Origin of the sequence: Nonomuraea sp. NPDC049129, from assembly GCF_040648495.1 — a bacterium.
Taxonomy (GTDB): domain Bacteria; phylum Actinomycetota; class Actinomycetes; order Streptosporangiales; family Streptosporangiaceae; genus Nonomuraea.
In genome coordinates this window covers 157099-179481 of record NZ_JBEZDU010000016.1, presented here as the reverse complement: position 1 = coordinate 179481, position 22383 = coordinate 157099, and the positions used below count along the sequence as shown (strand labels likewise).

The 22383-nt window shown below is 71.4% G+C and carries 17 protein-coding genes; 9 read left to right on the top strand and 8 right to left on the bottom strand.

The features are described from left to right. Positions 1-30 precede the first annotated feature (30 nt). On the top strand, positions 31-1209 hold the full coding sequence (locus AB0B64_RS39535) for a cytochrome P450 (protein WP_358184297.1): 1179 nt from the start codon (positions 31-33) through the stop codon (positions 1207-1209). A gap of 19 nt (positions 1210-1228) precedes the next feature. Next, positions 1229-2446: an ATP-dependent Clp protease ATP-binding subunit ClpX gene (gene clpX, locus AB0B64_RS39530; protein WP_357954110.1), complete on the top strand. Its 1218-nt coding sequence runs from the start codon at positions 1229-1231 to the stop codon at positions 2444-2446. Positions 2447-2450: 4 nt separating this feature from the next. Here the strand turns inward: clpX and AB0B64_RS39525 are convergent, their stop codons facing one another. Then, on the bottom strand, positions 2451-3437 hold the full coding sequence (locus AB0B64_RS39525) for an aminoglycoside phosphotransferase family protein (protein ID WP_357954111.1): 987 nt from the start codon (positions 3435-3437) through the stop codon (positions 2451-2453). Between the two features lie 159 nt (positions 3438-3596). Here AB0B64_RS39525 and AB0B64_RS39520 point away from each other — a divergent pair, with 159 nt between their 5' ends. The 4 genes from AB0B64_RS39520 to AB0B64_RS39505 all read left to right on the top strand — a co-directional run bounded on the left by AB0B64_RS39520 (position 3597) and on the right by AB0B64_RS39505 (position 10689). Continuing rightward, positions 3597-4079, top strand: a complete 483-nt coding sequence (locus tag AB0B64_RS39520; RefSeq protein ID WP_357954113.1) for a cation:proton antiporter regulatory subunit — start codon at positions 3597-3599, stop codon at positions 4077-4079. Between the two features lie 8 nt (positions 4080-4087). Then, a complete protein-coding gene (locus tag AB0B64_RS39515; protein ID WP_357954116.1) occupies positions 4088-5248 on the top strand; it encodes a cation:proton antiporter in 1161 nt (386 codons plus the stop codon). A 219-nt stretch (positions 5249-5467) separates the two neighbouring features. Next, positions 5468-9430, top strand: a complete 3963-nt coding sequence (locus AB0B64_RS39510; RefSeq protein ID WP_358184295.1) for a Pls/PosA family non-ribosomal peptide synthetase — start codon at positions 5468-5470, stop codon at positions 9428-9430. Beyond that, positions 9397-10689: a M1 family metallopeptidase gene (locus tag AB0B64_RS39505; RefSeq protein WP_358184292.1), complete on the top strand. Its 1293-nt coding sequence runs from the start codon at positions 9397-9399 to the stop codon at positions 10687-10689. The genes AB0B64_RS39510 and AB0B64_RS39505 overlap by 34 nt, the downstream gene beginning before the upstream one ends. Before the next feature lie 6 nt (positions 10690-10695). Here the strand turns inward: AB0B64_RS39505 and AB0B64_RS39500 are convergent, their stop codons facing one another. After that, positions 10696-12060: an MDR family MFS transporter gene (locus AB0B64_RS39500; protein ID WP_358184289.1), complete on the bottom strand. Its 1365-nt coding sequence runs from the start codon at positions 12058-12060 to the stop codon at positions 10696-10698. 95 nt (positions 12061-12155) lie between these two features. On the opposite strand from AB0B64_RS39500, the gene AB0B64_RS39495 reads away from it, so the two are divergent. Continuing rightward, positions 12156-12737 carry a TetR/AcrR family transcriptional regulator gene (locus AB0B64_RS39495; protein ID WP_357954124.1) on the top strand — a complete coding sequence of 194 codons (582 nt, stop codon included), beginning with the start codon at positions 12156-12158 and terminating at the stop codon, positions 12735-12737. Between the two features lie 15 nt (positions 12738-12752). On the opposite strand, the gene AB0B64_RS39490 is transcribed toward AB0B64_RS39495, so the two are convergent. Further along, on the bottom strand, positions 12753-13622 hold the full coding sequence (locus tag AB0B64_RS39490) for a phenylalanine 4-monooxygenase (protein WP_357954125.1): 870 nt from the start codon (positions 13620-13622) through the stop codon (positions 12753-12755). 110 nt (positions 13623-13732) lie between these two features. Here AB0B64_RS39490 and AB0B64_RS39485 point away from each other — a divergent pair, with 110 nt between their 5' ends. Further along, on the top strand, positions 13733-14269 hold the full coding sequence (locus AB0B64_RS39485) for an NUDIX hydrolase family protein (protein ID WP_225296815.1): 537 nt from the start codon (positions 13733-13735) through the stop codon (positions 14267-14269). Positions 14270-14364: 95 nt separating this feature from the next. Here AB0B64_RS39485 and AB0B64_RS39480 read toward each other — a convergent pair whose 3' ends face one another. The 5 genes from AB0B64_RS39480 to AB0B64_RS39460 all read right to left on the bottom strand — a co-directional run bounded on the left by AB0B64_RS39480 (position 14365) and on the right by AB0B64_RS39460 (position 20143). Further along, the gene (locus AB0B64_RS39480) at positions 14365-15018 is read right to left on the bottom strand and encodes a DUF4142 domain-containing protein (RefSeq protein WP_357954127.1); all 654 of its coding nucleotides are present in this window, start codon (positions 15016-15018) and stop codon (positions 14365-14367) included. A 104-nt stretch (positions 15019-15122) separates the two neighbouring features. After that, positions 15123-15605 (bottom strand): MarR family transcriptional regulator, encoded by a 483-nt coding sequence (locus AB0B64_RS39475; protein WP_358184286.1) that lies wholly within the window; start codon positions 15603-15605, stop codon positions 15123-15125. A gap of 86 nt (positions 15606-15691) precedes the next feature. Next, on the bottom strand, positions 15692-16360 hold the full coding sequence (locus AB0B64_RS39470; protein WP_358184283.1) for a nitroreductase family protein: 669 nt from the start codon (positions 16358-16360) through the stop codon (positions 15692-15694). Continuing rightward, the gene (locus tag AB0B64_RS39465) at positions 16357-18033 is read right to left on the bottom strand and encodes an AMP-binding protein (protein WP_358184280.1); all 1677 of its coding nucleotides are present in this window, start codon (positions 18031-18033) and stop codon (positions 16357-16359) included. Before AB0B64_RS39465 ends, AB0B64_RS39470 begins: the two co-directional genes overlap by 4 nt. A 334-nt stretch (positions 18034-18367) precedes the next feature. After that, on the bottom strand, positions 18368-20143 hold the full coding sequence (locus tag AB0B64_RS39460) for a PA14 domain-containing protein (RefSeq protein WP_358184277.1): 1776 nt from the start codon (positions 20141-20143) through the stop codon (positions 18368-18370). A 183-nt stretch (positions 20144-20326) separates the two neighbouring features. On the opposite strand from AB0B64_RS39460, the gene AB0B64_RS39455 reads away from it, so the two are divergent. After that, complete coding sequence (locus tag AB0B64_RS39455) at positions 20327-21967, top strand: protein kinase (protein WP_358184274.1); 1641 nt, start codon at positions 20327-20329, stop codon at positions 21965-21967. Positions 21968-22383: the final 416 nt, after the last annotated feature.

Sequence of the window (22383 nt, the reverse complement as noted above, 5' to 3'; positions counted from 1 at the left end):
AGATCATCCGAAATTCGGCGTGGAGGACACATGACCAGCGACGTACCGCACATCGACCTCACCGACCCCGACGTGCACCGCGACCCCTTCACCGCCTACGGCCGCGCTCGCGAGATCTCCCCCATCGCCCGTGTGGGCGCCCCCGGCTTCGGCCCCATGTGGGTCGTGACCCGCCACGCCGACATCAAGACGATGCTCGGCGACCCCCGATTCGAGATCAGAAGCGACAGCTTCATGCGGCCCGACGTCCCCGAGGACTGCCGGCCGTACATGCGCACCATGTCGGAGATGAACGGCGCCGAGCACCTGCGGCTACGCAGGCTGGCCGCCCCCGCCTTCACCGCCCGCCGCGCCGCCGACTTCGCCCCGCGCGTCGCGCCGATCGTCGAGGCCCTCCTCGACGACCTGCCCGGTCACGGCCCCGTCGACCTGATGGCCCATTTCGCCCGGCCGCTGCCCATGGACGTGATCTGCGAGCTCGTCGGCATCCCCGTGCCCGACCGCCTCCGCTGGCGCGAGTACGGCGCCACGGTCGTCACCAGCGCGGGCCCCGCCTTCGCCGCCGCCATACCCGCGATCATCGACGGCGCCAAGGCGGCCGTCGCCCGCCGCAGGGCCGAGCCCGCCGACGACCTGATCTCCGATCTCATCGAGGCCCAGGCGGAAGACGGCGACCGGCTCAGCGACACCGAGCTCGTCACCCTCATCTGGCATCTGGTCATGGCCGGCCAAACCCCCACCAACCTCATCGCCAACGCCGTCGAGACCCTGCTCACCCACCCCGAGCAACTGGCCGCGCTCCGCGCCGACCCCGGCCTCATGCCCGGCGCCGTCGAAGAGCTCATCCGCTGGTGCGGCCCCACCCTGCTGACGATCCCCCGCTACGCCCGCGAAGACGCCGAACTGTGCGGCACCCCCATAGCCAAGGGAGACGCCGTCACCGCCTCCATCGCCGCCGCCCACCGCGACCCCCGCGCCTACACCGACCCGGACCGCCTCGACCTCACCCGGCCCGCCGGACAACCCGGGCATCTCGGCTTCGCCCACGGCCCGCACTTCTGTGTCGGCGCCGCCCTCGCCCGCGTACAGACCGAAGTCGCCCTCACCACCCTGCTGCGCCGCCACCCCGGCCTCGCGCTCGCCGAGCCCGCGCCGCGCGCCCCCGACCCCGGCACCTGGCGCCTGGCCGCCCTCACCGTGACCCTCTGATCATCGAGGAGACACCTCAATGGTCCGCGACCAGCCGACATGCACCTTCTGCGGCAAGACCCAGCGGCAGGTCCGCAAGCTCATCGCCGGCCCCGCCGGCATCTGCATCTGTGACGAATGCGTCGGACTCTGCACCGAACTCATCAAGGCCGACGAGCGCACCCCGCCCCCTGACCTGCCCACACCACGGGACATGCACGACCGCCTCGACCACTACGTCATCGGCCAGGACGCCGCCAAAAGAACACTCGCCGTCGCCGTCTACAACCACTACAAACGCGTCCGGCACACCGAGGACCTCGAACTCGGCAAATCCAACATCCTGCTCATCGGGCCCACCGGCAGCGGCAAGACCCACCTCGCCCAGACCCTCGCCAGAATGCTCGACGTGCCCTTCGCCATCGCCGACGCCACCGCGCTGACCGAAGCCGGCTACGTCGGCGAAGACGTCGAGACCATCCTCCTCAAGCTCCTTCAGGCCGCCGGAAACGACATCGCAAAGGCCGAGACAGGCATCGTCTACATCGACGAGATCGACAAGATCACCCGTAAGAGCGACAACCCCTCCATCACCCGCGACGTCTCGGGCGAAGGCGTCCAGCAGGCACTGCTCAAGATCCTGGAAGGCACCACCGTCGGCGTCGCGCCCCAAGGCGGCCGCAAACACCCCCACCAGGAAGTCATCCACATCGACACCACCCATGTGCTGTTCATCGCGGGTGGCGCCTTCACCGGCTTCGACGACCTCATCGGCCAACGCACCGGCCACGGCAGCGCCGGATACGCCCCCACCCGGAGAACCGGCCCGCGACCTCACGTCACCCCCGCCGACCTGCTGAGCTTCGGTCTCATCCCCGAACTCGTCGGCCGGCTACCGGTGATCTCCACCCTGGACCCGCTCGACCGCGCGGACCTCATCCGGATCCTCACCGAACCCCGCAACGCGGTCATCAGGCAGTATCAGCGGCTCTTCGCCCTCGACGGCATCGACCTCGAATTCACCGCCGAAGCCCTCGCCGCCATCGCCGACCAGGCGCTCCTGCGCCGCACCGGCGCCAGGGCCGTCCGCGCCATCCTCGAAGAGACACTGCTCAATCTCATGTACGAAATGCCGAGCCGCGACGACGTGGCCCGGATCGTCATCGACCGCGACACCGTACTCGACAATGTCAATCCCACCCTGGTGCCCCACGACCACCCCCGCCGCCGCCCGGAACGCCACGGCAAGTCGGCCTGACAGCTCACCCGCCGACGAACGCCAGCGCCTGCTGCAGATTGTGCTCGGCGATCCCCCGCATGAACTCACGCCCCGGAAAATCACCCTCGATCAACCGCAACGGCCCGGCCACCAGCGACAGCCGCATCGCCAGCGTGTAGAACGACAGCCGCCGCTCATCCAGCCCCTCCCAGCGCAGCGACTCGTAATGCTCGTGGAAGCGCAGGCGCAGGAACGCGTGCTCCCACTCGACGTCGAAGTACATCAGCCCCTCGATGTCGATCAGCATCGGCCGCCCCGCGTCGTCCACCAGCACGTGGTCCGGTCCCAGCTCCCCATGGACCAGCGCGTGCGCCGAGCGCGGCCGAACGCCCGCCGCCAGCTCCCGGATCACGCCCGCCAGCCGATCATGAGCCGCCGCGAGCCGCCCGTCCCGAGCTGCCCCGTCCTCGAGGTCGACGAGCGCCCGGTCGAAGACCAGCTGCTCGCACGACCGGCCCGCCGAGACCCCGCCACGGTCGACCCAGGCCACCTTGCCGAAGCCCGGCGCCACCTGACCCCGCATCTCCTCGAGCGCTTCGGCCAGCCGCGCGAGGACCGGAGCCGCCGCCCGCGGATCACGCTGGAGCAGCGTCTCCAATGTCCCGCCCGGCACGTCCTCGACCACCGCGATGTCGGCCGGATAGAGCTCCCTGCTCCGGTCGGCCAGATAGACCCGCGGCACCCGCACCCCGGCGCCGTCCAGCCGCCGATGAGCGGCCTCGAACAACTCCAGACCGGAAGCGGGCGAGAACGGGTCCGCGGGATCGTCGACCTGAAGACCGGGCCAGTAGTTCTCGGCCGCGTCCCAGATATAGGCGATGGCGGTGAAACCGTCGTCGAGGAGGAGCCGGTACACGCCCTTCTTCGTGCCCCCTCGAAGGCGCGTCACGTCGGCCAGCCGGCGCTCGGCCCCCAGGGCCGCCCGCGCCACACCCGTCAGCTGCTCACGCGCGGCGAACCTGCGTTCCATGGCTCCCCCGATGGTCTAGCGGCGACTTTCAGGTGTGGGACGATAACACGGCGTTGACGCCGTCCCGCCTGCCTCTCCCCCAGACGACCCCCCGCTGTCAACACGCGGAATTGATACGGTTTGGCCAAGTAATCGAAATCTTGACCGGATGGGGTAGCGGTGGAGATCGAACAGACGGCGTTGCCAGGAATCGGGCTGCGGCACGAGTTCACCACGCGGTCCGGGCGGCGGATCGGCATCGTCTCACACCGCACCGGCCGCCGGGATCTGGTGATCTACGATCCCGCCGACCCCGATCGCGCGTGCGAGACCGTCAAGCTGAACGACGAGGAAGCCGACGCGCTGGCCGAGCTGCTGGGTGCGCCGCGGGTGATCCAGCGGCTCAACGACCTGCACCGCGAGGTCGAGGGACTGGTCAGCGAGAAGCTGCCGATCGCTGAGGACTCGCCGTACGCGGGCCGGCCGATGGGAGACGCGCGGGTGCGCACCCGTACGGGCGCCTCCATCGTGGCCGCGGTACGCGCCGGCCAGGTCCTGGTCAGCCCGGGCCCGGACTTCGTCCTGGCGGCGGGCGACATCGTCGTCGTGGTGGGCAGCGCTGACAGCACCGCCGCGGTGGCCGACATCTTCATCAACGGGTAGGGCCGCGAGTGCATCACACGGCGATTCTGTTCCTGGAGTTCGGCGCGGTTCTGCTGGGGCTTGGCATCCTGGGAGCGCTGGCCCTGCGCGTCGGCATCTCCCCGATCCCCCTCTATCTGATCGCTGGACTCGCCTTCGGCACCGGCGGCATTCTGCCGCTGGCCACCAGCGAGGAGTTCATCTCTGTCGGCGCCGAGCTCGGCGTCATCCTGCTGCTGCTCACCCTCGGCCTGGAGTACAACGCCGACGAGCTGGTGACCAGCTTGAAGGGCAACGCCCGAGCCGGGCTCGTGGATCTGGTGCTGAACGCGGCACCGGGCGCGATCTGCGCCTTACTTCTGGGCTGGGGCCCGGTGGCGGCGGTGGCGATGGCCGGGGTCACCTACGCCACGTCCTCCGGCATCACCGCGAAAGTGCTGTCGGACCTGGGCTGGATCGGCAACCGGGAGACACCGGTGGTGCTGTCGCTCCTGGTCTTCGAGGACCTGACGATGGCCGTCTACCTGCCCGTCCTGACCGCCCTGCTGGCCGGGTTGAGCCTGGTGGGCGGCGCGGTCACGGTGGCCATCGCGCTGGGCACGGTCAGCGTGGTGCTGCTGGTCGCGCTGCGCTACGGCCGCTTCATCGAGGCGTTCGTGCGCAGCCCCAACTCCGAGGTGCTGCTGCTGAAGGTGGTCGGGCTGGCGTTGCTGGTGGCCGGTGTGGCCCAGCAGCTCCAGGTGTCGGCCGCGGTCGGCGCGTTCCTGGTCGGCATCGCGCTGTCCGGGGAGCTGGCGGAGGACGCCCAGGCGCTGCTGGCCCCGCTGCGTGACCTGTTCGCGGCCGTCTTCTTCGTCTTCTTCGGCCTGCAGACGGACCCGACGAAGATCGGCCCGGTGGCCGGGCTGGCCGTGTTGCTGGCCGTGGTCAGCATGGTCACCAAGTTGCTGACCGGCTTCTACGCCGCTCGCCGGGCCGGCATCGGCAAGGCCGGACGGGCCAGAGCGGGGATCTCGCTGATCCCCCGCGGTGAGTTCAACATCGTGATCGCCGGGCTGGCGGTGGGCGCCGGTGCCCACCCCGATCTCGGGCCACTGGCCGCGGCATATGTGCTGATCCTGGCCGCGTTCGGGCCGCTGGCGGCGCGGCTGGTCCAGCCGTGGATCACCGCCATCGCCAAGCGTGCGTGAGCTCGGGACCAAGCGCGCCCGCCGCCTTTACAAAGTAGACTCCTACCCGCGCGCCCCCGCAGGCACCGCTGGATCGGAATATACGGCCGATGTGCGACTGTTGGTATCCCGGTGGCGCAAAAGCCACAAAGGCGGCGGACGCAGCGTGTGCCCTTCGGAGCCCCTTCAGGGGCAGCAGGATGCGGCAGGGTCGGCTCCGCCTGACTTGAGGAGCAGTATTTGCGCCCATACGCAGCCGATCTCCTACACCTCGATCATATCGAAGACATTGACCGTTTCGAGCCGTTAAGAATCGCTTCACGGGCCGTTTATCCAGCGGGCCCGCTGGCCTCGGCGCCCCGTACCCTGCTCGACATCCTCGACGAGACCGCGCGCCTCCACCCGGACGAACCCGCGCTCGACGACGGCACCACCCGATTCGACTACCGGCGGCTCCGCGCCGAGGTGGCGCGGGTGGCGGACGAGCTCACGGCGTCCGGCGTCCGCCGCGGCGACCGGGTGGGCGTGCGCGTGCCGTCCGGCACCGTCGAGCTGTACGTCACGATCCTCGCCGTGCTCGCGGCCGGCGCCGCGTACGTGCCCGTCGACGCCGACGACCCCGAGGAGCGCGCCGAGCTGGTCTTCACCGAGGCCGCCGTCTCCGCGATCGTGACCGGCAGGGCGAGCGACGAGCCGGCGGACGACCCGGCGGACGAGCTGACCGGCAGACTGGTCGTACGGACCATGTCGCCCGAGTCGCCGGCCCCCCGCGACGATCACGCTCCACGACCGCCCGAGCCGGACGACGACGCCTGGATCATCTTCACCTCCGGCTCCACCGGCAAGCCCAAGGGCGTCGCCGTGACGCACCGCTCCGCCGCCGCGTTCGTCGACGCCGAGGCCGGCCTGTTCCTCCAGGAGCGCCCGCTGGGCCCCGGCGACCGGGTGCTCGCGGGCCTGTCGGTCGCCTTCGACGCCTCCTGCGAGGAGATGTGGCTGGCCTGGCGGCACGGCGCCTGCCTGGTGCCCGCCCCCCGGTCGCTGGTGCGTACCGGCATGGACCTGGGACCCTGGCTGGCCGCGCAGGGCATCACGGCCGTCTCGACGGTGCCTACCCTGGCCGCGCTCTGGCCGGTCGAGTCGCTCGACGGCATCCGGCTACTCATCTTCGGTGGCGAGGCGTGCCCGCCCGAGCTGGTGGAGCGGCTGGCCGTACCGGAACGAGAGGTCTGGAACACCTACGGCCCCACCGAGGCGACGGTCGTCGCGTGCGCGGCGCGGCTCACCGGCGCGGAGCCCGTACGCATCGGGCTGCCCCTCGACGGCTGGGATCTGGCCGTGGTCGGCGAGTCGGGCGACCCGGTGGCCATGGGCGAGACCGGAGAGCTGATCATCGGCGGTGTGGGCCTGGCCCGCTACCTGGACGCGGCCAAGGACGCCGAGAAGTACACGCCGCTGCCGTCACTCGGCTGGGAACGCGCCTACCGCAGCGGCGACCTCGTACGCGCCGAGCCGGAAGGGCTCTACTTCCTCGGCCGGGCCGACGACCAGGTGAAGCTGGGCGGCCGGCGGATCGAGCTGGGTGAGGTGGACGCCGCGCTGCAGGCGCTGCCGGGCGTCACGGGCGCGGCCGCCGCGGTGCGGACCACCGGTGGCGGCCACCAGTTGCTCGTCGGCTACCTGGTCGCGGGCGACGGATTCGACCTCGCGGAGGCCCGCGAGCTGCTGGCGGAATCACTGCCCGCCGCGCTGGTCCCCCGGCTGGCGATGGTCGAGGCGCTTCCGACCCGTACCTCGGGCAAGATCGACCGTGACGCGCTGCCCTGGCCGCTGACCGAGCCGAGCACCTCGGCCGCCGCACCCGGCGAGCTGAGCCCGGTCGAGACCTGGCTGGCCGAGCGGTGGAGCGACATCCTCGGCGTCGCGCCGGACGGGCCGGAGGCCGACTTCTTCACCGACGGCGGTACGAGCCTGGCCGCGGCCCGGCTCGTGTCGGTCCTGCGGGCCGACTACCCGGACGTGGCCGTGGGCGACGTCTACGCGCACCCGACGCTGGCCGGGCTGGCGGAGCTGCTGGCCACGCGCGGCCCGGCCAAGTCGGCCCGCCGGGCGGTGACCCCGATGCCCGTGCGGGCCTCGGTGGCGCAGGCCGCGCTGATGGTGCCGCTGCTCACGGCGGGCGCCATGCGCTGGATCGTGCTGCTGGCGACGCTCGGCAACCTGCTCGCGCCGCCTTGGGCACCTGCCCTGTCGTGGTGGTGGGTGGCGCTGGGCTGGCTGGTCTTCGTCACCCCGCCGGGACGGATGGGCCTGGCCGCGGGCTCGGCCCGGCTGCTGCTGCGCCGCGTACGGCCCGGCCGCCATCCGCGCGGCGGCGGCGTGCACCTGCGGCTGTGGTTCGCCGAACAGCTGGCCGCCAGGCTCGGCGTCCCCGACCTGGCCAGCGCGCCCTGGATGGGCCTGTACGCCCGGATGCTCGGCGCCAAGGTGGGCCCCGACGCCGACCTGCACTCCGCTCCCCCGGTGACCGGGCTGCTCCGGCTGGGCGGCGGCGCCTCGGTCGAGCCGGAGGTCGATCTCAGCGGCTACTGGTACGACGGCGACGTCGTGCGCGTCGGGGAGATCCGGATCGGCGCGGGCGCCACGATCGGCTCCCGGTCGACGCTGCTGCCCGGCACCAAGATCGGAAAGAACGCCCAGATCGCCCCGGGCTCGGCGGTCGCGGGCACCGTACCGGCCGGGCAGCGCTGGGCCGGGGCCCCGGCCTCCCGGCAGGGCAAGTCGCGCCGGTCCCGGCCTTCCGACCGGGCCGTCCGGTCCCGGCGCTGGGTGCTGGTGTACGGCCTGTCGGCCGTCGTGCTCAGCCTGTTCCCCGCGGTCGCCATCGGGTCCGGCCTGACGGTCCTGGCCCGCTACGCCGGGGACGCGCGCACCCTCGGCGAGGCGCTCACCGGCGCGCTGATCGGCGTGCCGCTCGCGACGGTCGTCGGAATGGCGGTGTTCGCCCTGGTCACGCTGGTGAGCGTGCGGCTGCTCGGCATCCGGCTGCGCCCCGGCCACCATCCGGTGCACAGCCGCCAGGCGTGGCAGGCGTGGGCGACGGGCCGGCTGATGTCCGCGGCCCGGGTCTGGCTGTTCCCGCTGTACGCGAGCGTGCTGACGCCGGCCTGGCTGCGCGCGCTCGGCATGAAGGTGGGCCGGGGCGTGGAGCTGTCGACCGTGCTCGCGCTGCCCACCATGACCTCCGTCGGCGACGGCGCCTTCCTGGCCGACGACACGATGGTGGCCCCGTACGAGCTCGACGGCGGCTGGATGCACATCGCGACGGCGCGCATCGGCAAGCGGGCCTTCCTCGGCAACTCGGGGATGACCGCGCCGGGCCGCAAGGTGCCCAAGGACGGCCTGGTGGGCGTGCTGTCGGCGACGCCGAAGAAGGCCAAGTCCGGCTCGTCGTACCTGGGCATGCCGCCCGTCGAGCTGCGCCGGACCACCGAGGAAGGCGACCGGAGCCGCACCTACGACCCGCCCGCGCGGCTGAAGGTGGCCCGCGCGCTGGTCGAGATCTGCCGTGTGGTGCCCGCGATGGGCACGGTGGCGCTGGCCGTGCTGACCGCCGGGGCCGTGGAGTGGCTCGCGGCGTCGTACGGCTTCGTGGTGGCCGCGCTGCTCGGCGGCGTGCTGTTCCTCACGGCCGGAGTGGTCGCGGCGGCCGTGGCGACCGCCGCGAAATGGGCGCTGGTGGGCAGGATCGCGGCGGGCAACCGGCCGCTGTGGAGCTCGTTCGTCTGGCGCAACGAGCTGGCGGACAACTTCGTGGAGGTGCTGGCGGCGCCCTGGTTCGCCGAACCGTGGCTGGGAACAGCGCCCCTGAACGTGTGGCTGCGCTCACTCGGGGCAAGCATCGGGCATGGGGTCACCCTTCACACCTACTGGCTGCCCGAGGCGGACCTGGTGAGCGTCGGCGACGGCGCCAGCGTCAACCGGGGCTGCGTGCTGCAGACGCACCTGTTCCACGACCGGGTCATGAGCATGGACACCGTCACGCTGGACGGCGGCGCGACACTCGGCCCGCACGGCGTGATCCTGCCCGCCGCGCGGGTCGGCGCCGACGCCACGATCGGCCCCGCCTCGCTGGTCATGCGTGGCGAGGGCGTTCCCGACGGCTCCCGATGGTTCGGCAATCCCATCGCGGCCTGGCGATGACGTCGTACTTCCCCTCGCACGGCGACCTCAGGTACGGGGTCGCGCACTACGAACTGGCGCTGAAGTACCGCGTGTCGACCAACTGGCTGGACGGCACGGCCCGGCTGTCGGTGCTCGCACACGAGCCGCTCGACGGCCTGGACCTGGACTTCGGCCAGTTCCGCGTGGTCGGCGTCACCGTCGGCGGCCTCAGCGCCCGCTACACACATCGCGACGGCAAGCTGCGCGTCAGCCTGCCGTCGACACTGCTCGCCGGGGACACCGCCACGGTGGAGGTCCGCTACACCGGCAGTCCCCGGCCGGTGCGGAGCCCGTGGGGCGGCCTGGGCTGGGAGGAGCTGAGCGACGGCGCGCTGGTGGCCGGTCAGCCGATCGGCGCGCCCTCGTGGTTCCCGTGCAACGACCGGCCCGACGACAAGGCGTCCTACCGGATCACGGTCACCACCGCCTCGCCGTACCAGGTGGTCGCCAACGGCGTGCTCGCCGGCAAGTCGCGGTCGGCGGGCACCACGACCTGGGTGTACGAGCAGGCCGAGCCCATGGCGAGCTACCTGGCCAGCGTGCAGGTCGGGCGCTACCAGTTCACGGACGTGGGCCGCACGCGCCTGGCCCACCCCTCCCGGCTCGGGACGCGCGCCCGCCACGACTTCGGCCGCCAGGACCAGATGATGGCGCTGTTCACCGACCGGTTCGGCCCGTACCCCTTCGCCACCTGCACCGTCGTGGTGGCCGACGACGACCTCGACATCCCGGTCGAGGCCCAGGGCATGGCGATCTTCGGGCGCAACCACGTCGACGGCCGGCGCGGGCACGAGCGGCTGGTCGCGCACGAACTGGCGCACCAGTGGTTCGGCAACAGCCTGACCGTGGCCGCCTGGAACGACATCTGGCTGCAGGAGGGCTTCGCCACCTACGCCGAGTGGCTGTGGTCGGAGGCGTCCGGCGGGCAGACGGCCGACGAGCTGGCCGCCCGCTGGCGCCGCCGCCTGGAGGTGCTCCCCCAGGACTTCGTGCTGGCCGACCCGGGGCCGGCGGTGATGTTCGACGACCGCGTCTACAAGCGCGGGGCCCTCACCCTGCACGCGCTGCGGCGGACGCTGGGCGACCAGGCGTTCTTCTGGCACCTGCGGGACTGGACCACCGCTCACCGGCACGGCAACGTCTCCACCGACGCCTTCATCGCCCACATGCGGCGGCACACCGCCCTGCCTGTCGGGCCGCTGTTGTCGTCGTGGCTGTACGACAAACAGCTGCCGTGACGCCGGTCACGTGCGCTGATACCAGAGAGCCGGTACGACGGCGAGGGCGGTGAACGCCAACGCCCAGGCGAACGTGTGGCCGAACGCGGTCCCCGGATGGTCGGCGAGCTGGCGTTGCAGGATGACGGCGAGCACGGCGGTGCCGAACGAGCCGCCGAGCTGCTGCATGATCCGGGTGGTGCTGCTGGCGTGCGGAATCCGCGCCCGGTCCAGGCCGCGGAAGGCGCCGACCATGATGGCCATGTTGGCCGCGCTCAGCCCGGCACCCCGGACGACCAGCGCGACGCCCAGGATCAGGCCGCCGGTGTGCCGGTCGGCGAGGGCGAAGGGGAGGGTACCCAGCGCCGTCATGGCGATGCCCGCGAGGACGACCGGCCGGGGGCCGACGCGGTCGGTGACGCCGCCCAGCCCTCTGGCGAGGAGGCTGCCCAGCCCCTGCGGCGCCAATAACAGCCCTGCGGCCACCACGCTCGCGCCGCGGTCCTGCTGGTAGTACAGCGGGAGCAGCAGCATCGATCCGAACATCGCCAGCCCCGACAGGAAAAGCAGCGCCGAGGACACGGCGAACGCCCGCGTGCGGAACAGCCGCAGGTCGATGAGCGGGTCCTCGGTGCGCGTCGCGCGGTAGGCGAAGCCGGTCAGCAGCAGTGCCCCGGCCGCCAGCGGGCCGAGCACCGCCGCGTGGCCGAACCCGCCTTCGGCGCCCACCCGCGTCAGCCCGTACACGAGGGCTGCCAGCGCGGGCGAGAGCAGGAGCAGGCCGGTCACATCGAGGCGGTGGCCGTCACGCGGAGAGTCGGCGGGCAGGCCGGGCCAGGCCAACAGCACCGCGAGCAGGCTGATGGGGACGTTGACGTAGAAGATCCAGCGCCAGCTCAGGTGACCCGCGATCAGGCCGCCGGCGACCGGGCCGAGGATCGGGCCGACGAGGGCGGGCAGGCTGACGACGGCCATCAGCCGGCCGAGCCGCCTGCCGTCCGCCGCCCGCATGAGCACGGTCTGCAGGATCGGCAGCATCAGCCCGCCGCCGACGCCCTGCGCCACGCGGAAGGCGATGAGCGAGCCGAGGTTCCAGGCCAGGCCGCACAGCACGGAACCCGCCAGGAACAACAGCTGCGAGGCCAGCCACATCCGCTTGGCGCCGAAGCGGTCCACGGCCCAGCCGGTGATCGGGATCGCCATCGCCAGCGCGAGCAGGTAGCCGGTGCTCACCCACTGGACGGCCGACACCGGCGCGTCCAGGTCGCGGCCCAGGGTGTGCAGGGCGACGTTCACGATGGTGCTGTCCAGCAGGGGCGCCAGCGCGCCGAGAACGAGGATCCCGGCGAGCTTCAGCACCGCGGGGTCCAGCCGTTCGGAGGTGGTGGTCATGTTCCGTCTCCCCGGTCGATTAGAGACGCATCGTCTCCAATCCGTACGATAAGCTCGGCATGACAGGAGACGCAACGTCTCTAACGGAGGTTTTAGTGCCGCAGCAGACCAACCAGCGCCGTCGTGGCGCGGCGCTGGAGGAGACGATCCTCGAGGCCGCCTGGGCGGAGCTGGCCGAGGTCGGCTACGCCCGGCTGACCATGGAAGGCGTGGCCGCCCGGGCCCGCACCGGCAAGCAGGTCCTCTACCGCCGCTGGCGCAACCGGGCCGAGCTCGTCGTCGCCGCCATGCGCCACAGCACCGGATCCATCGCCGACCAGCCGCCCGACACCGGCGAACTGCGCGGCGACGTCCTCGCCGTGCTGCGCCGGATGGTCGAGCGGCAGCGCGACATCGGCCAGGACGTCATCCACGGCCTCCTGGCCGACGCCCCCGACCTCGACCCGGGCCCGTTCGCCATCATGAGCGAGGTGATGACCGGCGTGCTCGAACGGGCCGCCCAGCGCGGTGAGATCGCCTCCGCCCAGCTGAGCCCCCGCGTCGTCTCGGTGGCGACCAACCTGCTGCGCCACGAGATCATGTTCGCCCGGCACCCCGTCTCCGACGGCACGCTCGTCGAGATCGTGGACGAGGTGTTCCTGCCGCTGGTCCACGCCACAGCGCGCCGGCGCCGTTAGGCGTCCGGCGGGTCTCTAGCCTTGTGGCCGCAGTCGCGCCGCCGTGTCGTCGTCGAAGGTGTCGAGGAAGGCCGCGAGGGTGTCGGCGACGTGCGGCAGGGAGCGGGCGCGGAACAGCACGGGCTGGTATCCGGAGATCTCGTAGGGGGTGGCCAGCACCTCGAGCGGCTTCAGGTCGCGGATCCGGCTGCGGCCGATCCGCTCGATCTCGCCGTACGACGACAGCAGCGCTGCCCCGTACGCCTTCGGACTCCCGCCCTCCTCCAGAACCCCATATTCCAGGGTGAACCAGTACAGATCACTGATGATCTGCAGGGCTTTCTCCGTCTCCACCCGCGTCGCGGCGTTGCCGATCAGCCGGTAGATCGCGGCGAACTCCGGCGCGGCCAGGTGGATGCCATGGCCGAACACGTCGTGGATGATGTCCGGCTCCGGCGAGTACAACGGCACCGCCGGGTGGCGGACGAACTGCACGGCGTGGAAGTAGCCCCGGGCCATCGACCCGAGGAAGCGCTTGTTCTCCACCACTCCCCCGGCCAGCGTGAAGTCGAACCCCGTCAGCCGCCGCAGCCGGGCGCCGACCACCGCGTGCGGCGGGATGCGGTCGGCGGGGACCCGGATCTCCTCCCGCGCCTCCAGCGCGGCCCGGCACGCGTGGGCGCGGTGCGCGCCGTCGAGCGCCCGATGGACCCGGCGCCAGGTGGCGTGCTCGCTCTCGGTGTAGTCCACCGGCGGCGACGGGTCCCCCACCCGGTGGCCGCGGGCCAGCTCGGCGAACGCGTGGCGCCGGGCGAGGTAGCGCGAGTCACACCGCCCGGGGTGCTCGGCGGCGGCGCCGATCGCGCCGTCGGCGCTGATCGGGGTCCGGCGCCACACATCGCTCATGGACAGATTCATTACCGGACGGTCGCGCGCCTGACGCCTGTGGCCATAGGCTTTACCGAAGCTTGGCGGGTCCGCGTGGATCATGGGACGCTGGGACGTACGATCGGCAGATGACCGAAAAGACCGAAACTGTGCCCGGCTGGCTCGCTCCGGAGGAACTGGAGTCGGTTCGGGGGCGGATGCCGATCCTCTATATCGACGCCGTGCCCGTGCGAGTCGACGAAACCGGCGTGGTGACCCGCGTCGGCCTGCTGCTGCGCATCGCCTCGGACGGGACGGTCAGCCGGGCGCTGGTCTCGGGACGCGTGCTGCACCACGAGCGGGTCCGCGACGCGCTCCTGCGGCATCTCGAGAAGGACCTCGGCCATACGGCGCTGCCCCAGGTCCCGGCGTCGCCGCAGCCGTTCACGATCGCCGAATACTTCCCGACGCCGGGTGTCACGCCCTACCACGACCCGCGCCAGCACGCGGTGTCGCTCGCCTACATCGTCCCGGTCGCCGGTGACTGCCGGCCCCGCCAGGACGCGCTGGACTTCGTCTGGTTCACGCCGGAGGAGGCCGCGTCCCCGCTGGTCCAGCAGGAGATGACGGGCGGCCAGGGGGTGCTGCTGAAGCAGGCGCTCGCCCAGGTCGGCCGCCTGCCGTAACCCGGTCGGGGCAGGCGCTCGCCCAGGTCGGCTACCTGCGTGACCCGGCCGGGGCAGGCGCCCACCCAGGTCGGGCGCCTGCCCTGACCGGGGGATCAGGCGGCCGGCGGGGACGGGAAGGCGTCGGGGCTGACCAGGCCGGTGCTCTCCAGCAGCCGCTGATGGTTCAGCACCGCCGCGTTGGCCTTCTCGGAGAAGGGCCGGACCAGGGTGTTCTGCGTGCTGCCGCGCACGGCGCCGATCAGGCCGAAGATCTGGCCGTGCGCGAGGCGAAGCCACTTCACGAACGTCGAGTCGTACTCCTTGCCGGACCGGCTGGAGATGTCATCCATCCATTCCTTTTGCAGGTCGGTCGGCTTGATCGGCAGCTGCACCTTGAGCTTGGCCGCGAGAGCGAGGACCTGCTCGTCGAGAACACTGTGCTGGGCGGCGATCTCCTTGCTGATCTGCCGGACCCGCGCGGTGCTGGCCCGCGTCTGGGCCTCCTGCGCCATGGTCATCTCCCACAGGGTGGCGAGCCGGACCTTGGTGATCAGCTCCCGGTCGGCCGCCGACAACGGGCCCCACTTGGTCGCCCACGTACTGTCGTCCTTCACCGTCGCGGCCGCAGCGGGCGGCGCGCTCCCACCGGTCGGCACGACCGTCGCGCTGGGAATCTGGGCGCCGGGCAGACCGGCGCACGCGCTGAGAGCCAGGAGCATGGCGACGCCACTGATGACGAGAACGGGACGGCGGTGTCGCGGTCGCACGCCGTCACCCCCTTTGGGTCTGGACTGTTCAGAAGGAGGTACGCAGGCGCGGGCGGTGCCGTTCATAGCAGGATGCAATTTTTGCCCTGAGCAAAGATTTTCTCTCAGACGTCCCAGCCGAGCGGATGCAGGACGCTCTCCGGCGGCTCACCACCCGCCTCGTTGAAGGCCGTCATCGCCGCGACCAGCGCCCGGCGCTGCTCGGCCGGCATCCGCGAGACGATCGCGGCGATCTCCGTACCGCGCCGGGCGGTGACCTGGTCCACGATCTGCAGTCCCTCGGCGGTCAGGCGCATCAGGCTCTCCCTGCGGTCGCGCGGGTTGGCCTCGCGCACGATCAACCGGGCGGCGACGAGGCGGTCGGCCATCCGCATGGCCGTGGAGGGGTTGACGTTGAGCAGGTCGGCCATGGCGACGAGCTTGGTCGCCCCGCGCCCGGCCAGCACCACGAGCATGCGGAACTGCGGCAGCGTGACCTTGTCCCCGACCGCGCCGAGCGAGCGGACGGCGATGGCGACGAGCAGGCGCGAGCCGGTGAGAACCGCCGCGACGACGGCGGACAGGTCCTCCCGGCTCTCCGCATTCACCTCTGGCAATGGCCCCTCTCGCAATGGCTCCTCTGACATAGGCACTGTTGTACACGCCCTTTCTGAGGGCGTCAGATCGGTTCGCGTCAGCCGGTCCGGGTGCCCGGCCCGCTCCAGCGATCCAGGTGGAGTACGTCGTCGAGCGGCAGGCGCGAGGCGGGCTTGAAGCCGTCCCCGGTGTAGTAGGCGGTGGGGATGAGCGCGCCCTGCCGGATGTCGTCGGGGAGGCCGAGCAGCTCGGCCACCTCCCGCTCATAAGCCAGGTGCAGGGTGGTCCACGCTGTCCCCAGCCCGCGCGACCGCGCCGCGAGCATGTAGCTCCAGGCCGCCGGCAGCAGCGACCCCCACAGACCGGCCTGGTTCCCCTCGGGGAGCCGGGACGCCTGGATGCACGGGATCACCAGCACCGGCACCTCCCCCATGTGCTCGGCGAGGTGGACGGCGCTCGCCGCGACGCGCTGCTGCACCTCGGCGCGGACCGGATCGTCCTGGGCCATGCTCGCGGTCACGCTCGCGGAGGAGAAGTACACCTGCGCCGAGCGCAGGTAGTAGTCCCCGATGCGCCCGCGCAGCTCGGGATCGGTGACCACGATCCAGTGCCAGCCCTGGCGGTTGCCGCCGCTGGGCGCCTGCAGCGCGATCTCCAGGCACTCCCGCACCAGTTCGATGGGGACGGAGCGGTCGAGGTCGAGACGCTTTCGCACGCTTCGTGTGGTGGTGAGCAGTTCGTCGAGACCGAGCGATGGGATCGTCATGAGCTCATCGTGCCACCGGCCAGTTTCCGGCGGTCCACCTTCCCCGTCTGATTGCGGGGCAGGGTGGTCACGAACTCGATGTCGCGCGGCACCTTGAACCCGGCCAGCTCGTACTTGACCGCCTGCTTGAGCTCGTCGGCCGACAGCTTCGCGCCCGGCGCCCGGACCACGTAGGCGGCCAGGCGCTGACCGTACTCCTCGTCCGGTACGCCCAGGACGGCCACGTCGGCGACGCCCGGCTGACGGCCCAGGAGGTTCTCCACCTCCTGCGGGAACACGTTCTCGCCACCCGAGACGATCATGTCGTCCTCGCGACCGTCGATGAACAGCAGCCCCCGCCCCTGCCGATGCCCGAGGTCGCCCGTGCTCAGCAAGCCACCGACTTCCCCAGCGGGCCCGTTGCCCCCATCGGCCCTGTCGGCCTTGTTGGCCTTGTTGGCCTTGTTGGCCCCGCCCGCATCGCCCGCATCGACCCCGCCGTCACCGCGACCTCCGCCGCCCGAGTAGCCGCTGAAGGTGAGGCCGCCGCCCACGAGCACACGGCCCACCTCGTACGGGGGCAGCTCGCGGCCGTCCGGGCCGGCGATCAGGACCGTGGTCCCGCGCACGGGGCGCCCGATGGTGTCCGGGGCGGCACGCAGGTCGGCGGGGGTGGCCAGCGTGACCCAGCCGACCTCGGTGGAGCCGTAGAGGTTGTAGAGCACGTCACCGTAGGCGTCCATGAACGCGGTGGCCAGGTCCGGCGGCAGCGCCGACCCGCCGGAGACCACCACGCGCAGATCCGGCAGCGACGGGACGCCTCCGCGGGCGAGCAGCCGTTTCAGCATGACGGGCACGGCCACCATCGCCGTGGCCCGATGGCGTCTGAGGACGCGCTGGACCGTCTCGGGATCGAAGCGCCGCGTCAGCACGACCGGGCAGCCGAGCACCAGCGCCACGCCGTACCAGAGCAGGCCGAGACCGTGGAACAGCGGCGGCGCGATGAGGATCGGCTCGCCGCTCCGCAGCGGCACGGTGGCCAGCATCGAGGTGAACGGCTCGGCCAGCGCGGTCAGCGACAGCCGGCGCGGCGCGCCCTTGGGCACGCCGGTCGTCCCGGACGTGAGCAGCACCAGCCGTCCCGGCCGGCGCGGCGCCGGGGGCTCGGGTCCGCCGGCGGTCGCGATCAGCTCGTCCAGGTCGCTGACGCGGGTCCCGGCGAAGTCCACCGCCGGCAGCTCCGGCGCGGCGATCAGGGTGCGTACGTCCTCGCGTTCCAGCACCTCACGGAGACGCGGGCCGGCCAGGCCGGTGTTGAGCAGCAACAGGTCCGCGCCCAGCCGCGAGACGGCCGCCAGCGCCTCGACGAAGCCGCGGTGGTTGAGCCACATGATCGCCACGGTCTGACCCGGCTGTACGCCGAACCGGCCGTACAGGGCGGAAGCCAGCGCCGCCACCCGCGCGTCCAGCTCGGCGCACGTCAGTGAGCCGTCCTCGTCGTGGATGGCGGGGCGGTCCGGCCAGCGCGCGGCGGCCATGGCCACGCCCGTGGCCGGGGTGACGTGGAAGTGCCGGAACGCCTCGATCATGCGCGCCAGGTTCGCGGGCGGCACGGGGCGGAGCAGGCCGTTGCGGGCGAACGTCTCTGCGGCCTCGACACCGAGGCCGCAGAGCCGGGTCAAGCTGGTGATCATCCGGGCACCTCTCCTCCGGGGCAAGAAAGCCCTACCCCCGGATCGGGGCGTCAAGTGCGGTGACTTCCGGATGGTTCGTCACACGACCGTCTCGGTCTCTGTGACGGTCCGCGGTGGCTGAGGTCCTTGGGAGGGATACCCCCTCGGGGGCGAGAAAGGAGACCGCCCGTCGTGGCAGGCGCCGCCAGGGACGGACACCCCCAATGGGGGCGAGCAAGGGGACCGGCCGTCGTGGCAGACATTCCTCGGGAGGGACGCCCCTCGGGGAGGAAGAAGATGGTCCGGCACCAGCCGGTTCGGGCCCACCCCTGGGCCGGGGTGGGCGCGGGGCTGCCTATCCGGCGAGCAGTTTCTCCGTCGGGATGATCTGGCGGGGCAGGGTGGGGCTCTCCCATCGCAGTTCGGCGATGGCGTCGTAGCCGCTGTCGTAGAACTCCATCTTGATGTCGTGCGCGCCCGCCGTCAGGGCGATCTGGCCGGTGTCGTCGCGTTTGGAGTGGTCGGTCCAGTTGTCGATGAGCGGCTTGCCGTCCACCCACAGCCGGACCCCGTCGTCGCTGGTGGTGATGAAGGTGTAGGTCTCCGCCTTGTCGGCCACGACCTTCCCCGTCCAGCGCACGCTGAAGGTGTCGGCGCCGATGGCGGGGGCCGGCGCGGCCGAGCCCCAGTCGAAGTTCACGGTCGGGTCGATCCTGGTGACTGTGGCGCCGGTGAGGTCGGCGTTGTCGAAGTACGTCGCCGACAGCCCCTGCTGGTCGATCACCAGCGTCGTCGCCGAGCCCGCCGGGAGCGTCACCGTGGCCTTGCCTCCGGTGATCGTGGCGGTTCCGGTCCGGTGCGGGGTCCAGGCGTCCGATGTGCTCTGCCAGATCGCGGCCGTCCCCGTCGTCAGCCCGGTCAGTGCGAGAGCGGCGTCGATCGGGTCGGCCCCGACGTTGACCAGGACCACGTTCTTGCTCTGGTCCGAGGCGAAGACGTGCAGCTTGTCGTTGTTCGCGCTCGCCTGGACGATGGTCTTGCCGAAGGGCCGGAACAGCCCCTCACCGGTGTACATGCCGATGCCGTGGTAGATGGGCAGGGGCTCGTTGCGCGGGATGTTGCCCTCACCCTTCTCGCTGGTCAGGCCGAGCTGCCCGTTCTTGTCGCCGTACTGGTAGGCGCTGGCGCCCGCGTGCAGGATCTGCCCGAGCGCCGCCGCGCCCCACACCGTGTTGAAGTGGGTGAGCGTACGGTGGCCGTCGTCGTCCTTGTGGTCGGAGTTGAACTCGCCGATCTGAATGTCGATTTTCCGGCCCAGTATGGACTCCGCGAGCGCGCTCACCTCCTTGATGTCGGTCTCGTACGTGCGGATCACGCTGCCGAGGAGCTGCTCGTCGGTGATCTGATCGTCGCCGGAGCCGTAGTCGTGGTAGTCGACGAAGTCGACGCGGCTGCCGGAGCCTTCGAGGAACGTCTTGATGTAGGGGCGGTCGTCCCAGGCCGTAGCCGGGCCGCCCACCTTGACCGCGGGGTTCTCGGCCCGCAGGGCGTCGGTGATCAGGTTGAAGCGTCTGCTGTACTCCGCCGCCGTCATCTCCGGCTTGTCGGGAGTGCACGTGCAGTTGAGCTCGTTGCCGAGGATGAACCGCTGGACCGGCTTACCGGTCGCCGCGAAGTGCTTGTAGAGGGCCACCGCGTCGCCGCGGTTCACCTCCGCGCTCTGCCGCCCGTCCACCTGGAGGATGACGACCGGCTCGGCGCCGAGGTCGTGGATGGCGGTGATCCAGGCGTCCCCCGAGACCTCCGTGGCGCATTTGTAGCCGCCGCAGACGATCGGGCTGTCATGGTTGCCGGGCTCCTGGTAGTGCAGCTCGATCCGCATCCGGCCGACCCCGAGAGCGCGCAGCCGGTCGCGGTGCTTGGTGTCGTTGGTGATGTACGAGCCTTCGCCGTACCCGGTGATCCCGATGCCGAAGTCGGTGGGGGCGATCGTCCGGATCGGTTGGGTGAAGTCCACCGAGACGGTGGCGGCCACTGCCGCCTCCGCCGGTGCGCCCGCCGTCCAGACCGCCGCGGCGGCCAGGCCGCCCGCGAGAACGGCGTGCAGCGTACGACGTGCCAGTGCGATCATCCTTCTCCTGTCACAAGGTCCACAAGATCCCGTGGATCATGACATATGCGGATTACGCGGAAGTGACTTCTCGAGTGCATGTGGCGCGCGGCACTTCTCTGATCTCGTGGCGCCGAGGGGGCATGGGCACACAACACCGTGATCCGGCACAATCGGCTCTATGCAGACGCACGAGAGGGCCTGATGCGACCTCTCCGCTCGAACGACCCCCGGGAAGTCGCCGGATACGTCCTGCGGGGACGGCTCGGCCAGGGCGGGCAGGGCACGGTGTTCCTGGGCACGTCCCCCAGCGGGCAGCAGGCGGCCGTCAAGCTCCTGCACGCCCCCTTCGGCCACGACCCCGACGCCCGGCGGCATTTCCATCGGGAACTGGCTGCCTTGCAGCGGGTGGCGCCGTTCTGCACGGCCCGCGTCCTGGGGGCCGACCCCGACGCCGACCCTCCATACGTCATCAGCGAGTACATCGAGGGCCCTTCGCTGCAGGACGCGGTGCGCGACAACGGGCTGCTGGGCGGCGCGGACCTGGACCGGCTGGCCATCGCGACCGCCACGGCGCTGGGCGCCATCCACGCGGCGGGGGTGGTGCACCGCGACTTCAAGCCCGCGAACGTGCTCCTGGCCGCCGACGGTCCCCGGGTCATCGACTTCGGGATCGCGCGCCCGATCGACGCCACCGCCGCCACGGTCAGCGGGGTCGTGGGCACACCGGCGTACATGTCGCCCGAGCAACTGTCCGGCCACCCCGCCGGTCCGCCCCTGGACATGTTCGCGTGGGGGTGCACCATCGCGTTCGCGGCCAACGGGCGGCCGCCGTTCGGGCACGAACCGCTGCCCGCCGTGATCAACCGCATCCTGAACGCGGAACCCGATCTGGGCCTGCTGACCGGGACCTTACGCGGCTTCGTCGCCGCCTGCCTGCACAAGGACCCCTCGTGGCGGCCCACCGCCCGGCAGGTGCTGCTGGGACTCATGAACAAGCAGCCGGGTCCCCCTTCGTACGGGACACCGTTTCCCGCTTCGCACGACACATCACCGTCCAAGGTGACACCACCGGCGCCCCGGCAGAGTCCTTGGCCGGTCACGCCGCAGCCCGCCACACCCGCCCCGACACAGCCGGGCCGTGCGCGTGGCGGCGTGATCGCCGGCGCGGTGCTCGCGGGGGCCCTCGTGATCGCCCTCACGGTGACCGCGGCCGTCGCCATCACCCGGGACTGGACGCCGCAGACCCCCACCAGCCCATCGGCTTCGGCGACGTCCCCGACTGCGACGACTGGTGCCACGGCCACGCCCACACCCAGCCCCGCGGCGCAGGTGGCCCGCTCACCGCGCCTGGGGCTGGAATTCTGGCAGGACAACGTGGCCAGCCCGATGGCCATCAGCGACCTCGACCGGCCCGTCACCACCGTCACCATGAAGCGCCGGCCGTTCGAACTGCGCTTCCCCGCTCTCCCCAAGGACACGGCGGCGCAGGTCTGCGCGTGGACGGACGACTCGGTCTTCTCCGTGGACGACGGCGGCAAGGTGGCCGACCATCCCTGCTTCAGGCCGGGGACCGGCATCGCCGACTACGAGCACGGGTCGGGGACGCTGTACCTGAACAACCGCGGCCACAATTACCTGATCGGCGACCGGGTCGGGCACAGCTCCGCCTCCCAGGACTCGGTCCTGTTCTCCACGGTCTTCAAGGACGGCGCCTCGACGCTCCTGGCCGCCCAGCAGAAGGATCTGTATCTGACCGTCTTCATCGACCTGAACGGAGACGGGACCTTCAAACGAGCGTCGCCGGGCGAGTACGAATACGTCATCCTGCACTTCTCCGGCTGATCGCGCTCCCCGTCTCTTCAACCACCGGGCGCCGGCCCCGGCCGCGGTGACCATGGCCGCCACCACACCCACGCCCGGTCCGAACCGATGCGTCCAGGCGATGACGGCGTCCACCCCCCACAGTGCCGGCGGGACTCCGATCGAGAACGACAGGAGAGTGGCGGTCACCGCGGCTGCGCGGTCTTCGAGCCAGGTGACGAGCGTCCGGCGAATCTGAAGCCCTTTCACGTTCAACCCTCACATCCAGTTCAGCGGTGAATCCTGTCGAAGAGGATGTAGGGGGCCACCGAGCCGTTTGCCCTCCGGCGAAATTCCGCGCCCGACTTTCGGCGGCGGGCGAGGGTAAATCCGCCGCGCTCGCCTATACCAAGGCGATGCCCATTCCACCTGGGGCCATCACTGGGTTCATTCCTCGG

What these genes read in the sequence shown, in the direction of transcription:
- AB0B64_RS39535 (WP_358184297.1), top strand. Translation starts at nt 31, where the DNA reads ATGACCAGCGACGTACCGCACATCGACCTCACCGACCCCGACGTGCAC.
- clpX (WP_357954110.1), top strand. Translation starts at nt 1,229, where the DNA reads ATGGTCCGCGACCAGCCGACATGCACCTTCTGCGGCAAGACCCAGCGG.
- AB0B64_RS39525 (WP_357954111.1), bottom strand. Translation starts at nt 3,437, where the DNA reads ATGGAACGCAGGTTCGCCGCGCGTGAGCAGCTGACGGGTGTGGCGCGG.
- AB0B64_RS39505 (WP_358184292.1), top strand. Translation starts at nt 9,397, where the DNA reads ATGGTTCGGCAATCCCATCGCGGCCTGGCGATGACGTCGTACTTCCCC.
- AB0B64_RS39500 (WP_358184289.1), bottom strand. Translation starts at nt 12,060, where the DNA reads ATGACCACCACCTCCGAACGGCTGGACCCCGCGGTGCTGAAGCTCGCC.
- AB0B64_RS39490 (WP_357954125.1), bottom strand. Translation starts at nt 13,622, where the DNA reads ATGAGCGATGTGTGGCGCCGGACCCCGATCAGCGCCGACGGCGCGATC.
- AB0B64_RS39485 (WP_225296815.1), top strand. Translation starts at nt 13,733, where the DNA reads ATGACCGAAAAGACCGAAACTGTGCCCGGCTGGCTCGCTCCGGAGGAA.
- AB0B64_RS39470 (WP_358184283.1), bottom strand. Translation starts at nt 16,360, where the DNA reads ATGACGATCCCATCGCTCGGTCTCGACGAACTGCTCACCACCACACGA.
- AB0B64_RS39465 (WP_358184280.1), bottom strand. Translation starts at nt 18,033, where the DNA reads ATGATCACCAGCTTGACCCGGCTCTGCGGCCTCGGTGTCGAGGCCGCA.
- AB0B64_RS39460 (WP_358184277.1), bottom strand. Translation starts at nt 20,143, where the DNA reads ATGATCGCACTGGCACGTCGTACGCTGCACGCCGTTCTCGCGGGCGGC.
- AB0B64_RS39455 (WP_358184274.1), top strand. Translation starts at nt 20,327, where the DNA reads ATGCGACCTCTCCGCTCGAACGACCCCCGGGAAGTCGCCGGATACGTC.